This is a genomic window from Cohnella cellulosilytica (assembly GCF_042431195.1).
Taxonomy (GTDB): Bacteria; Bacillota; Bacilli; order Paenibacillales; family Paenibacillaceae; genus Cohnella; species Cohnella cellulosilytica.
Window position 1 is genome coordinate 104,564 of record NZ_JBHMDN010000008.1, and the last position, 12,118, is coordinate 116,681.

14 protein-coding genes are annotated in these 12,118 nt (G+C 60.5%); 6 read left to right on the forward strand and 8 right to left on the reverse strand.

Features of this window, described 5'->3' with window-relative positions; all coding sequences use genetic code 11:
- The first annotated feature begins 34 nt into the window (after positions 1–34).
- From ACFFT4_RS05345 to ACFFT4_RS05355, 3 genes are all read left to right on the forward strand, one after another.
- Positions 35–268 (forward strand): hypothetical protein, encoded by a 234-nt coding sequence (locus ACFFT4_RS05345; protein ID WP_378045687.1) that lies wholly within the window; start codon positions 35–37, stop codon positions 266–268.
- A gap of 236 nt (positions 269–504) precedes the next feature.
- Entirely contained in the window at positions 505–2,235 is a 1,731-nt protein-coding gene (locus ACFFT4_RS05350) for a pyrroloquinoline quinone-dependent dehydrogenase (protein ID WP_378045689.1), read from the forward strand.
- A gap of 16 nt (positions 2,236–2,251) precedes the next feature.
- A complete protein-coding gene (locus tag ACFFT4_RS05355) occupies positions 2,252–3,367 on the forward strand; it encodes a carboxypeptidase-like regulatory domain-containing protein (RefSeq protein ID WP_378045691.1) in 1,116 nt (371 codons plus the stop codon).
- A 66-nt stretch (positions 3,368–3,433) separates the two neighbouring features.
- Here the strand turns inward: ACFFT4_RS05355 and ACFFT4_RS05360 are convergent, their stop codons facing one another.
- The 7 genes from ACFFT4_RS05360 to ACFFT4_RS05390 all read right to left on the reverse strand — a co-directional run bounded on the left by ACFFT4_RS05360 (position 3,434) and on the right by ACFFT4_RS05390 (position 8,041).
- On the reverse strand, positions 3,434–4,384 hold the full coding sequence (locus tag ACFFT4_RS05360; RefSeq protein WP_378045692.1) for a dipeptidase: 951 nt from the start codon (positions 4,382–4,384) through the stop codon (positions 3,434–3,436).
- Between the two features lie 7 nt (positions 4,385–4,391).
- The gene (gene pqqE / locus ACFFT4_RS05365; RefSeq protein ID WP_378045693.1) at positions 4,392–5,474 is read right to left on the reverse strand and encodes a pyrroloquinoline quinone biosynthesis protein PqqE; all 1,083 of its coding nucleotides are present in this window, start codon (positions 5,472–5,474) and stop codon (positions 4,392–4,394) included.
- Positions 5,465–5,743: a pyrroloquinoline quinone biosynthesis peptide chaperone PqqD gene (gene pqqD, locus ACFFT4_RS05370; RefSeq protein WP_378045695.1), complete on the reverse strand. Its 279-nt coding sequence runs from the start codon at positions 5,741–5,743 to the stop codon at positions 5,465–5,467. The genes pqqE and pqqD overlap by 10 nt, the downstream gene beginning before the upstream one ends.
- Entirely contained in the window at positions 5,740–6,450 is a 711-nt protein-coding gene (pqqC, locus tag ACFFT4_RS05375; RefSeq protein ID WP_378045696.1) for a pyrroloquinoline-quinone synthase PqqC, read from the reverse strand. Before pqqC ends, pqqD begins: the two co-directional genes overlap by 4 nt.
- Before the next feature lie 2 nt (positions 6,451–6,452).
- A complete protein-coding gene (pqqB, locus tag ACFFT4_RS05380; RefSeq protein ID WP_378045698.1) occupies positions 6,453–7,358 on the reverse strand; it encodes a pyrroloquinoline quinone biosynthesis protein PqqB in 906 nt (301 codons plus the stop codon).
- A gap of 50 nt (positions 7,359–7,408) precedes the next feature.
- Positions 7,409–7,480 carry a pyrroloquinoline quinone precursor peptide PqqA gene (gene pqqA, locus ACFFT4_RS35415; protein WP_185123647.1) on the reverse strand — a complete coding sequence of 24 codons (72 nt, stop codon included), beginning with the start codon at positions 7,478–7,480 and terminating at the stop codon, positions 7,409–7,411.
- Positions 7,481–7,621: 141 nt separating this feature from the next.
- Positions 7,622–8,041 (reverse strand): WGxxGxxG family protein, encoded by a 420-nt coding sequence (locus tag ACFFT4_RS05390; protein ID WP_378045702.1) that lies wholly within the window; start codon positions 8,039–8,041, stop codon positions 7,622–7,624.
- A gap of 132 nt (positions 8,042–8,173) precedes the next feature.
- On the opposite strand from ACFFT4_RS05390, the gene ACFFT4_RS05395 reads away from it, so the two are divergent.
- Positions 8,174–8,719, forward strand: coding sequence for a manganese efflux pump MntP (locus ACFFT4_RS05395; RefSeq protein WP_378045703.1), 546 nt, complete (start codon positions 8,174–8,176; stop codon positions 8,717–8,719).
- 73 nt (positions 8,720–8,792) lie between these two features.
- On the opposite strand, the gene ACFFT4_RS05400 is transcribed toward ACFFT4_RS05395, so the two are convergent.
- A complete protein-coding gene (locus ACFFT4_RS05400; RefSeq protein WP_378045705.1) occupies positions 8,793–10,244 on the reverse strand; it encodes a CAP-associated domain-containing protein in 1,452 nt (483 codons plus the stop codon).
- Between the two features lie 473 nt (positions 10,245–10,717).
- On the opposite strand from ACFFT4_RS05400, the gene ACFFT4_RS05405 reads away from it, so the two are divergent.
- Positions 10,718–11,296, forward strand: a complete 579-nt coding sequence (locus tag ACFFT4_RS05405) for a sigma-70 family RNA polymerase sigma factor (RefSeq protein WP_378045706.1) — start codon at positions 10,718–10,720, stop codon at positions 11,294–11,296.
- Entirely contained in the window at positions 11,259–12,056 is a 798-nt protein-coding gene (locus ACFFT4_RS05410) for a hypothetical protein (RefSeq protein WP_378045708.1), read from the forward strand. Before ACFFT4_RS05405 ends, ACFFT4_RS05410 begins: the two co-directional genes overlap by 38 nt.
- The last annotated feature ends 62 nt before the right edge of the window (positions 12,057–12,118 follow it).

Below are 12,118 nucleotides of genomic sequence, written 5' to 3' on the forward strand. Positions count from 1 at the left end.
CGCTGTAGAAGGAACCGACGGGAGGATGATCCTAATGGGAAAAGCTTTAAGCTCGTCCGTTAAGGGCGCGATTATGGGGGGCGCGATGACCGGCGGTTGGCTCCTTGCCGACCTGCTGCTTCCCGAGCCTTGGGGAGACGTTGTGCTGTTCGCGGCCATGGCGGTCGTGAATATCGGCATCGGCTGGAAGCTCGGGAAGCTGTACGACGAGCAGGAGGGCAAGGTCGCGAACGCCGAAGCGCTCGACGCCAAGAGCGCGCCCAATTAACGCGCCCAGTTCCGCGGGCGAGCGGGCGGCCGGCATCTCAAAGAACCGTCAAGGGGTTTAACCCTTTGACGGTTTTTTTGTCGTTCGGACCCGACAAGCGCCAAAATGCTCCCAAGCTTAATGGACAAAACTGACTGAATTATCCTTGGATTGGAAATACCATAAGCAGCGGAATCGGTTTGCAGCTGGATTGTCGCAGCTTACGAACCGGCTTACTTCAACTTGGGGGTATCGACATGAAAAAAACGCAAGTTAAAATCGGACTGGCGCTGACCTTATTGTGGGCGCTGAGCGCTTGTACCGGCAATAACAACAATAACAACGCCTCGCCTTCTCCGACGCCCGGTCAGACCGCGACGGCTCCGCCGTCGGCAACGGGGATAACCGGCACCTCCTTCGACAATTGGGGCTCCTTCGGGTATACGCTGTCCAATAACCGCCACGTTCCTTTTAAAGAGATTACCGCGGATAACGTCAAGGATTTGGGCGTCATCTGGTCCGCGGATTTAAAAGCGCTCGACCCGGACGTCAAAAACGGCAACCAGTCGTATCCCGTCGTGGTCGACGGTGTCGTCTATGTTACGACGGCGGGCAACCAGGTGTTCGCGTTCGACGCCGTGACCGGGAATACCGTCTGGCACTGGAAGCCGTCGGCCGAACAAGCGGCCGGCTTCGCCAAAGCCGGAGTCATCGCCAATCGCGGCGTAGCGGTGGGCGGAGGCAAGGTGTTCATGCTGGCGGTCGACAATTCGCTGATTGCCCTGAACCAGAAAACCGGCGAACTGGACAAAATGATCAAGCTGTCCGACTATATCGACGGGGTCACGCTGGAGAACGGGTATTACGAGACGAACGCTCCGCAATATTACAAGGGCAACGTCTATATCGGCAGCAGCGGCGGCGACAACGGGGTTCGCGGCTTCGTGGCGGCGTTCAAGGCCAGCGATCTGACGCCGGCCTGGGATTCCCCGTTCTGGACCGTGCCGCCAAAAGGCCAGGATTGGCTGGCGGAGAGCAGCTTCCAGGGGGGCGGAGCGGTATGGTCGCCGGTAGCGATCGACGAAGAAACCGACGTGATGTACTTCGCGACCGGCAATCCGGCTCCGGACTTCTACGGGGCCAAGCGCCCGGGAGCGAACCCGCACACCGACTCGGTCGTAGCCGTCAACGCGATGACCGGACAGCTCGTCTGGGCCAAGCAGGAGGTCAGCCACGACCTGTGGGACTATGACGCCGCGGCCTCTCCGATGATTATCCAGGCGACGGCCAAGGGCGAGAAGAAGAAGCTGGTCGTTCAGGGCGGCAAATCCGGCTTATGGTTCGCCTGGGACGCCGCTACCGGCGAAGACGTATGGAACGGCGTTCCGTTCGCCAAAATCGAACATGAGGAACCGACTCCCGAAGGCGTGGTCGGCTATCCCGGCGTGCTCGGCGGGGAGAACTACGCGCCCGAAGCGTACGATCCCGGCACGAATTACGTGCTGATTCCGGGCATCGAGCAGCCCTCGCTCTTCAAGGCGGCGAAGAACGAAGAGGAAGCAAGCACGCCGGACTTCCCGGGCGCCGCGGCCTTCGGCACGGTGACCGAAGAAGTGCCGGATGTTACGGGATACGGCACCGTTACGGCGATTGACGTAAATACCGGCAAGCAGGCGTATCAGATCAAAACGAACGATCCGCAGCGCGGCGGCTTGACGAGCACGGATTCGGGTCTGGCGTTCTTCGGCGAGCTGGATGGCAAGGTGAACGCGCTGGACATTAAGGCGGGCAAAGTGATCTGGACCTTCCAGACGTCCGGGGACAACGTGCAGTCCGCGCCTTCGATCTTCCGGGTCGACGGCAAATCTTATATCGCGGTCACGACCGGCGGGGCGAAGCCGAAGGTGCACGTGTTCGGACTGGGCGGCGACAAGACGCAGGGCAAGTCCGGCGAAGCGGATACCGGCGGAGCGCACTCGGCGCAATAACGGGGAGCTGTCGAATATGAACAAGCGGAGCAAAGCCGGCTGGTTCGTCGTTCTGGCCGCCGCGGCGCTGCTATCGACCGGCGTTTCCCGCCATGCGGGCGCGCCGGCGGACGCCCCGCGCAGCCGGATTCATCTGGAGACGACCTCCTTTACCGTCAAGACGTGGCAGACGGACGGCTCCCACATGGCCGAGGTCAAAGGGAAGCTGACCTACGAAGGACAGCCGGTCGCCCATGCGGTGCTGCAGACGGATAGGAATAAAAGATTGCTGCAAACCGGAGAGGACGGTTCGTTCGACCTGCGTGTCGACCGCAGTCTGCTCGCGCATGCGTCCGTGCGCGTCGTATTCGCGGAGGAAGCGAGCATTGCCGGCAAGCCGCTCGGCCGGAAGGAGGCGGAGGCGCTATTGTCCGCCTCCGCGGCGATGACCGTCTATCACCCGATCCGGGTGCTCGAGGCGAAGCCCGACGCGGCGGACGCCGGCCAAGTCCGGGTAAGCGCGCGGATGATGAGCGATCCCGGAGCGGCGGTCTCCTTCTTCAAGGTCGACAAATACCGGATTGCCGGCCGGGTGGAGGATGCCGACGGCCGTCCGGTGGAGGGCGCTTTCGTCTGGATCGACCGGGATCGGGGAGAGGGCTTCGCCAAATCGACGCCGACGGACCGGGACGGGGGATACGAAATGTTTTATTGGCCGGAGGAGGAGGACACCCATCTGACCGTCATCGCCGGCACGCGCCGGTACACGCTGCCCGAGGGGAAAGTATTCGTTCTCCCCCGGAATACAAGCGTCGATATCCGGATACGGCTGCCGCGGGAAGGAACGATTATCGAAGACCGGGCTCCGATGCTCGTCAGCACGACGACGCCGGGAGCGACGTACAGCGGCTTGCTGGCGGGACTCGACGTCCCGCCGGAGGTCCGGTACACCGTGACAATCCCCGACCGCGAAGGCCGATTCGCGCTGACGGTTCCGCGGGAAATCTGGGAGCGGCGTCCGGCGTTCTTCGAAACCCGGCTGACGAAGTTCGTGGATCGCGAGAAGGTGTTGCAGGCCGGGGACGCGCTTCCGGCGGGATTCGTCGCCCCGAGCGCTCACGACCCGCGGGTTGTTGCGGAAGCTGTCTCATAAGTCATTAAAGGAGCAACCCTATAAAATGACCGATTTATTACCATGGGGATATATCTCCTTCCGCAGCTATGGGACAGCCTCTTCGTCCGGGAGATGCTCCATATAGAACCGGAACCAGTTCCCGTAGACGAATCGCTCGACGTCTTCCTCCCGGTAATGCCGCAGCAGCAGGTTGACCAGGCGGTCGTATTTTCCCGCGTGCTCCAGCCCGACGAGCCACTCCCGAATTCCGTCGAAGTCGGAGCCGAATCCGAGATGACGGCTGCCGCCCAGCGCGCAGACGCGGTCGATGTGCGGCAGCAGCTTCTCCATCGCGACCGGCTCTTCCTCGCTCACGAACGGAGGAACGAACGTGATCCCGATAACGCCCTCGGCGGCGATGAGCGCGCGAATCTGGGCATCCGTCAAATTTCTCTTGCGTGGGCTGATCGCGGCGGCGTTGGAATGGGAAGCGATAACCGGTTTTCGGGAAGCCTCGAGGAGCTCCCAGAAGCCTGGCTCGGCCAGATGCGAGACGTCCATAATCAGCCCGAGCCGGTTGCACTCCTCGATCAAGCCGAGCCCCGCCGCGGTAAATCCGCCTTGCCTTGGCTCCAGCACGCCGTCGGCGGCCCAATTGGCGCGATTCCAGGTAATGCCGACGCCGGTTAACCCGAGCCGGCGGAGGATGCGCAGCAGGGCCAGGCTGCCGTGCAGGGAATCGACGCCCTCCAGGGAGAGCAGCGCTCCGATTCGGTGTTCGGCGGCGGCGTTTCGTAAATCCGCTTTCGTGCGAATAAACCGCATTTGCGGCGCGCGAAGGATGCGTTCATGGAATAGATCGATGCTTTCCAGAACGTACCTGAAATCGCCGGAGTATCGCTCGGGCAAATAAACGGCAAAATTTTGCACGGCGATGCCCGACGCCTGCATTCTCTCCAGCGTCACGTCCAGTCCGTCCCGAGCGCGGGCGAAGTCCAGTCCGGGACGCTCCAGCAGCTTGCTGAGCGCGTCGCAATGGGCGTCGAAGATTTTCATCTACGGTTCACCTGCCGCGGTAAGAATAGTCGGGCAGTCCGGTATCCGCGCCGGCCATCGTGCCGACCCGGTCCGAGACGATGCCGCGATGGGGGGAACGTATGCAGACGGGGTCGGTCGCCCGCGCGTCGCCGGTCAATAGAAAGGCTTGGCAGCGGCATCCGCCGTAGTCCAGCTCGCGCCGTTCGCAGCTTCTGCAGGGCTCCGGCATCCAATCGCTGCCCCGGTAAGCGTTAAAGGAGGGGGAGTCGCGCCAAACCCAGACCAGCCCGCGCTCCCTCACATTTTCGAAAGTCAGCGTGCGAATTTCCGACGCCGCCGTGCAGGGCAGCACCCGCCCGTCCGGCGCGACCGTTAGCGACACCTGACCCCAGCCGCCCATGCAGGGCTTCGGGAAATCCTCGAAATAATCGGGTAAAATCCATAAAAGTTCGATTTGACGGCCGTAACGTCGCTGCGCTCGCGCGTAGGCGGCTTCGGCTTCCTGAAGCTGCTCTCGCCGCGGGAGCAGCTGTTGGACGTTGCGCAAGGCCCAGCCGTAATATTGGGCGTTGGCCAGCTCCAGCCGTTCGGCGCCCCACGATACACACAGCTCGATGATGTCCTCGAGCTGATGCAGATTGGCACGGTGGAGCACGACGTTCATGTGCAGCGGCAGCCCGATGTCGCGTATTCGCCGGGCGGCCTGCCGCTTCAGCTCGTGCGCCGGGAACCCGGCGATCGGGTCGGCGAGCTCCGAAGAGGCGGCCTGCACGCTTAATTGGATGCTGTCGACGCCCGCCTCCGTCAATTGGCGGAGACGTTGATCCGATAGTCCGACGCCGCTCGTGATGAGATTCACATACAGTCCCAGCTCCCGGGCGCGGCGCACGAGCCGCTCCAGATCCGGGCGCAAGAGAGGCTCTCCGCCCGTGAAATGGACCTGCGCGACGCCGAGCTCGTCGGCTTGCTCCAATACGCTCAGCCATTGATCGGTCGACAGCTCGTTCTCTCTCTTCTGCAGCTCCAGCGGATTGGAGCAATAGGGACAACTGAGGGGGCAGCGGTGCGTAAGCTCCGCGGTCAGGGCATACGGCAGGTTTACGGGCATAGCTCTAGCCACCCTCTTTCCGCCGACGCGGCGAGAAATTCGACGATATCGTCCTCGAGTCCGCTCTGGCCGTAGGTCGATTCCAGCTCGCCGATCACCTGCGCGATCGTGCGCCGGCCGTCGCAGAGCCGCAGAATCGCCCCCGCCGCTTCATTCAGCTCGACGACCCGCTCCGGCAGCAGGAGCAGCTCGGTCTGCCGGGCTTTGTCGTATTTCATCCGCCCCGGACTGCGCAGCCTCGGCCGTTCCGACAGCGCCCGGGCGCTCATCGCTCGTTGTCCCCGTCGGGGAAGGCCAGGCTCAGCGCGTCCAGCAGCGCCCACAGAACGTCGCACTTGAACCGCAAAGCGGAGATCGCCTGGTCCTGATCGTCGCGGTTGCGGCATTCCCGCAGCACAAGGCTTAAGCCGTGGTCCGCGTCCCGCGGCGCTTGATGCAGCCGGGCCTGGAAATAAGCCAGTCCCTCGGGACGAATCCACGGATACAGCTGCTCGAACACGCCGATCCTTTTGGAGACGAGGGTGGGCGCGAACAGCTCCGTCAGGGAGGAAGCGACGGCGATCGGCCACGGCTGCAGCCGGCAGAAGTTCACATAGGCGTCGACGGCGAAACGGACCGCCGGCAGCACATGGCGTTCGTCCAGCATGTCCTCGCGCGGAATGCCGGCGGCTTCGCCCAAGCGAACCCAGGCCTCGATTCCGCCGTCCTCGCCCGCCCGGCCGTCATGGTCGAGAATCCGCTGAATCCACTCGCGACGCTCTTCGCGCGACGGCAGCTTGGACAGGATCAGCGCGTCTTTGACCGGGATGTTCTTCTGATAGTAGAAGCGGTTGGCGATCCAGGCCCGAAGCTGCGCGGGGGAGAGCTTCCCTTCGTGCATGGCGATATGATAGGGGTGTTTGTCGTGATAGCGTTCCTCACCGACCTGTCTGAGGCGCGCGACGAATTGTTCGTTAGACAGCAAATGCGACTCCAACGTCAAACCTCCATTTCCATTCCGTCAACCGCGACTTCGATGCCCAGCTCCGTCAGACTTCGGCGTTCCGGCGAGCGTTCGTCCAGCATCGGATTCGTGTTGTTGACGTGAATATAGATTTTGCGGCGAGCGGGCATGCGCACCAGCCGTGCGGCGCTCCCGTTCGGTCCCGCAACGGGAAGATGGCCCATATCGGCCGCGTCGAGCTCGGATACGCCAAGCGTCCGCAGCTCGTCGCCGCGCCAGAAGGTGCCGTCCAGGAACAGGCAATCGGCCCCTTCCAGTCGGCGCTCCAGCGCCCGGGACCACATCTCGATTCCCGGAGCGTAGACGGCGACGCCGCCCGTCGTCCGGTCCGTTAGGCGATAGCCGACGACCCAGGCCTCCCGTTCCTGGCTGCGGCCGGCGGCGTAGCGGGGAGGCTTGTCGCCCAAAATAAACGGACATACCGATAATTCTCCCCCAAAAAGTGGAAAAGATTCCTCCGGACTCGCTTCCCGCCAGCGAAAGTCCGCATACGGTTCGACGATTCTTCGCAGCGGAAAAACGTCCGTCAGCGCGAGGAGGACGGGAGGGGGAGCGTAAATGTCCAGGGACGTGCTTTGCCTCAACTGCAAAAGGCCGGTCGTATGATCCAATTCCGCGTCGGTCAGCAGCACCGCTTGGATGGGAGAGCCGCGCAAGGACGGTCCCGGACGAAGCGGCCCGTACGCCTCCGTCTGAAGACAGACGTCGGGGCTTGCGTTAAGCAAGGCCCAGCGTTGTCCGTCCGGACTGACGGCCAGCGAATCGCTCCTCCGGGCCCGCACGTCCCGGTCGCCGCTCCGGGCGCGTTCACAGTTCGGGCAGGCGCAGTTCCATTGCGGATAACCGCCCCCCGCGGCGGAACCCAGCACTCGAATGATCATGACCTCTCCCCTTTACATAAGAGATGCCGGATTTCTCCGGCAATGAGCTCTTACTTCCGATAGGCGTAGGCCGTTACTTCGGCGCAAATTTCGATGATCTTAAAAGCGGGCTTCACCCACATCGTCATACCTCCTTCCCGGAATCGCGATAAGGCCGTACGATTCATTGTATGTCGGAAACGGGCTGTCCAAGAAGCGCGAATAACGATGCGGCTCCCGTCCGATTAGCCGGAGCGGGAGCCGCTTTGTCGTTCTCGTGAGGCTCAGCGATTGCGCTGGGGATTGCGATTCCAGAACCCGACGAGGCCCAGCAAGCCCAGCAGGCCGAGCCAGCCCCAGCCCGAGCCTCTGGTCGTGCTCGTGGCGGCGGCCCGATAGCGGCCGTCCGTAGAGGTGCGTTTGCCGTCGTCGTTGACGCGAGAATTCGTCACGCCCGGATTCACCGGATCGATGGTGCGGAACTGGCTGCCCGTTCCGGTGCCGTAGACGCTGACTCCGCGGCCGGCCTTGCCGTCGACTCCTTGCGCGCGGACGCCTGCTCCATGATGGGATTGCGTTCCCATCCCGTTGCCCATTCCTCCGTTTCCGCCGTTTGCCGTCCCCGTCGTATTCGCGTAAGCCGGAGCCGCCAACGTCAAGGATAAAGCGACGATCGACAGCCCTGTTTTAATTCGGTTTCCCATAGCGCACCTGCCTTTACAAGTATTGTTTTTGGGTTAGTTTTCCTTGACGGACGCGATCTTATGCAGGGCTTGTACTAGCGGGTGCGCCTTTGGAATATATCTGTAAAAAAATGAAGCCGAAGGGGCGGGAAGATGGAGACGTTATTCGCTTGGCTTCTTACGATGGGTCTCGGTTTCGATTCGTTGATCGTCTCGGCTTCGCTGGGGTTAAGGAAGGAAACCCGGGACAAAGTGAAGATCGCGCTCGCATTCGCCGCCGCGGAAGCCGTTATGCCCGTCGCCGGGCTCGTCATCGGGGGCGCTCTGGGCCGTCTGTTCCAGCAGGCCGCGGGGATGATCGGCGCTCTGCTGCTGATCGCGGTGGCGATCTATTTTCTTTTTTTCGACGACGAGGAAGGGGAGAAGCAAGCGCTTGGCGCGGAGCTGTCCGGCTGGACGCTGATTGCCGCGGCCGTGAGCATCAGTATTGACGAGCTCGCGGTCGGGGTTTCCGCCGGATTTATTCAGGTTCCGATGCTGCTGACGATTTTGCTGATCGCTTCCCGCTCGTTCGTGTTCACGTTTATCGGAGTGACGTTCGCCGAGAAGCTTAAGCCGTTCCTGGGAGAATGGGCCGAGAAGGGTGCGGGGATTCTGCTTGGACTGATGGGGATATGGATGCTGCTGGAAGCGTTGTGAAGGGAAAGGGAAGGCCGAGCCGCCGATCGCAAGAAGCGACGGCGGCTCGGCTAGTTTGCTGCGCCTCCGGCAATTAGAGAGGCGTATAGAAGCTTTGGGTGTAGTAGATCTGGTATTCGTAACTTTGCGAATAGGCGATGCCGGCGCCCATTCTTTCGTATTTGTCGCCCAAAATGTTTTTGCGGTGGCCTTCGGAGTTCATCCATTCGATATGGGCGAACACGGCGTTGATCTGACCGGCCGCGATGTTCTCTCCCGCCGCGGAATAGGAGATGCCGTCGGCTTCCATGCGGTCGAACGGGCTGAGCCCTTGCAGGTTGGTATGATCGAAAAAGCCTTTCTGTCCCATATCCTTGCTGTGAGCACGCGCCGTTCCGGCGATCTTGGCATCCCAGACAAGCGCCTTCTTGCCGGCCAGAACGCGGGAGACGTTCGCCAGATCGAGCAGCTCCCGCTCGTATGCGGTGAGGAGGGCGGCGTTGACGGTGCCGTAATTTCCGCTGCGCGCGGCGGCGGTTTTCTTCTCGATCATATAAATGCCCATCGTTTGACCGCCGTTAAATTTGTCGAGCATAAACGTCAGATAAGAACCGTCCGTCTCGTAGCTCGGATAGACAGAACTGTCCGCGCGGATATTGACGCGGGTCTGAAGATCCGTCATGCTGCGGGCTTTCCCCAGCTTCGCCTCGATTGACGCTTTCGTAGAGCCTATGCCAAGCCCGTCCGCGCTGCGCCAAGCGTTGGCGTTGGAGAACAAGGCGACGACCTTGCCCCCGGCGATGCCGATCTGCGCGTATTGCTTATAGTCGCTGTTGTAGACGTACCATTGGAACCCGTATTCGCTCGGATCCACGCGATCCGGCTTGCCCAGCTTGGCGGTTACCGCCGTTTCCGAGTCTCCGATAGCAATGCCTCTCAACCGATAACCCGTATTGTCCTCCGGCTGCGGTTCAGCGTCCGTCGCTCCGCCCAGGGCGTTGACGATAAACTGGACGGCTTCCGCGCGGCTTAACGCTTTCTCCATCTGATAGCCTTCGACGGTCGGCGCCGTGACACCTTTCGACAAACCGTTGTCGAGCAAATAGCGGACCGCCTCGGTTCGGCCGAGTATTTGTCCTTTCAAAGCGGCGATAAGCTGCGCCGCTCCGCCTCTGTCGAAGCTGGCGCCGACCCCGGCTAACGGAAAGCCGCGTTCCTGGGCGTAATTGTAATACGGAGCGCTCCACGCTTCGCCCGCCTGACGAGCCGGCAGTTCCCCGGGAACGGCGGCCGCCAGCAGAAGCTTCAGAAACTCGGGCTCGGTTACCCGCTGCGACAAGCGGAAGGTTCCGTCGCTGTAGCCGTCGACCCAGCCTTCCGCCGCAGCCCGATGAACCGCGGTATAAGCCCAATGGGTGACCGGAACGTCTTTGAATTTCGGATCGGCCGCTGACGATGGGTGCGGCGCAGCCGTCAGCCAAAACATGGCGGCTGCAAGAAATAACGTCATAATCCTCCTTCTCGTACTTCCTGCGGTTTCGTTCATCCGAAGTCCTCCCCTAGTCGTAATTGAAAACCGTGTCCTTTCGGATTGTTTCATAAGGACAATATCTTTTTCGGCCATCCGATCTTTTCTCCAAATAGGTACAATTACTCATCATCTCTTTCGACAGGGTCTTTAGGACCAAATCTTGCATGCAACACGCGATGTTTATGTTAGAGGAAATGAATATTCCGTTCTGCTCCAATGAGGTTAACGTTTAAGCTAGGGCGTGTATGCAAACCCGCTCGGGGGCATCTTTCACCGCCTTTTCGCCCCCTGCTTCGTCCCTTTGACGTACCCCCGGTACGCCTTCACAAAAGTTCCTTGCATGGCACGAAAATTCAGCAATATCTGCTATCCTCGGAGTATGCGTACACGCCCTAGAGGGAACAAGTTTTTTCTTGTTTGCCGATTGCTTGCAACAATTTGGCGCGAAAGCGGATAGATATAGGCAGCGGGCGTCAGGAGGGGATAAGTTGGAGGAGTCGATATTGCTGAAACAATTGAAACAGAGGCGGCAATCCGCATTGGAGGAGCTGATCGGGCTTTACGGGGCCTACGTAAGCACGATCGTCAGAAACGTGATCGGGAGCCGGATGAAAAACGAAGACGTCGAAGAGGTCGTGTCGGACGTGTTCGTCCTGTTATGGACGCATGCCGAACGGATTCGCGACGACAGTACGACCATTAAATCCTATCTTGCAGCGATCGCAAGGAACCAGTCTCTCAAAAAATGGAGAGAGCATCACCCGCACACGTATCCGCTGGACGACGATATTTTGACCGCGGAGATTTCGACGAACGAATGGGCCGAGCTCGAACGGAGGGATTGGCTGGAGTGGGCGCTGTCGCTGATGAGCGAGCGGGATCGGGAAATCTTCATCCGCTATTATTTTTTGATGGAGAAAACCGCCGTCATCGCCGAGCAATTGCGGATGAACGAATCCACCGTAAGAAGCAGACTTTCGCGAGGCCGCGAAAATTTGAGACAAGCAATCGAAAACGGAGGTCTCACTGATGAAAATAAAAATATCCGAAATGTTCGAGCGGATTGACGTCAACGTGGATGCGATCAAGATCGAAGAAGATAGCCGGGTCGACAAGGATAAAATTCGGAAAATGGCGCTCGATAAAATCAACGCTCGGGAAGCGGGTACTGCCGCCTCTCCAGCGCACAGGAAAACCTCTCGCAGGACGGTCGTCCTTGCGGCGGCCGCAGCGGCCCTGCTGGCGGCGGCGCTTGGCGCCAACGCGGCTACCGGCGGCAAGCTGTTCGGCGCAATCGTGCTGAACGACGACAACAGGCACCTGGCACAAGCTCCCGATTACGCTTCAATGCGAGAGGAGTCCCCCGGTTCATCGATTAATGACGTTAACAAAACCGCTCTGACCAGCACGATCATTCGCGAAGAGCAGCTCCAGAGCGTTAACGCCGGTTCGATCACAAACATCGCCCTGGAGGAGCAGGACGGTAGGTTTCTTATTCCACAGCTGCTTACCGGCAACGGCGACCTGGTCATTTTCACCAAAGAGGAGGGGGGAGGATGGGAGTTGGAGCCGGGCGACGAGCTGTCGATCCGCTTTAAGCTCGACCTGACCCACAATTATTCGGACCCGAACGGAGAGTATATGGAGCTGGGCTTCATCCGCAACGGGGAGCCGATTAAGGGTTCTTTCGACAAAACGCCGAGCTTCGATTATACAGTTACCGCGGACGAAGCCGGCGTATACTACCTTTATACGGAGAACTACTCGGCAGGCAAAATCATCATCGATAGCGGGGCTGTGTCGAGTACGCTAAAGCCCGGAAGTTGATCGTTCTCGGCCTGCTTGGAGCGAGGAAGAGGAACGGGGGTCGCCTCCAATAAGGAAGATAT

Excerpts from the sequence above, each read along its gene's own strand:
- ACFFT4_RS05395 (WP_378045703.1), top strand. The coding sequence starts at position 8,174 with ATGGAGACGTTATTCGCTTGGCTTCTTACGATGGGTCTCGGTTTCGAT.
- ACFFT4_RS05350 (WP_378045689.1), top strand. The coding sequence starts at position 505 with ATGAAAAAAACGCAAGTTAAAATCGGACTGGCGCTGACCTTATTGTGG.
- pqqB (WP_378045698.1), bottom strand. The coding sequence starts at position 7,358 with ATGATCATTCGAGTGCTGGGTTCCGCCGCGGGGGGCGGTTATCCGCAA.
- ACFFT4_RS05355 (WP_378045691.1), top strand. The coding sequence starts at position 2,252 with ATGAACAAGCGGAGCAAAGCCGGCTGGTTCGTCGTTCTGGCCGCCGCG.
- ACFFT4_RS05345 (WP_378045687.1), top strand. The coding sequence starts at position 35 with ATGGGAAAAGCTTTAAGCTCGTCCGTTAAGGGCGCGATTATGGGGGGC.
- ACFFT4_RS05390 (WP_378045702.1), bottom strand. The coding sequence starts at position 8,041 with ATGGGAAACCGAATTAAAACAGGGCTGTCGATCGTCGCTTTATCCTTG.
- pqqD (WP_378045695.1), bottom strand. The coding sequence starts at position 5,743 with ATGAGCGCCCGGGCGCTGTCGGAACGGCCGAGGCTGCGCAGTCCGGGG.
- ACFFT4_RS05400 (WP_378045705.1), bottom strand. The coding sequence starts at position 10,244 with ATGAACGAAACCGCAGGAAGTACGAGAAGGAGGATTATGACGTTATTT.
- ACFFT4_RS05360 (WP_378045692.1), bottom strand. The coding sequence starts at position 4,384 with ATGAAAATCTTCGACGCCCATTGCGACGCGCTCAGCAAGCTGCTGGAG.
- ACFFT4_RS05410 (WP_378045708.1), top strand. The coding sequence starts at position 11,259 with ATGAAAATAAAAATATCCGAAATGTTCGAGCGGATTGACGTCAACGTG.
- pqqE (WP_378045693.1), bottom strand. The coding sequence starts at position 5,474 with ATGCCCGTAAACCTGCCGTATGCCCTGACCGCGGAGCTTACGCACCGC.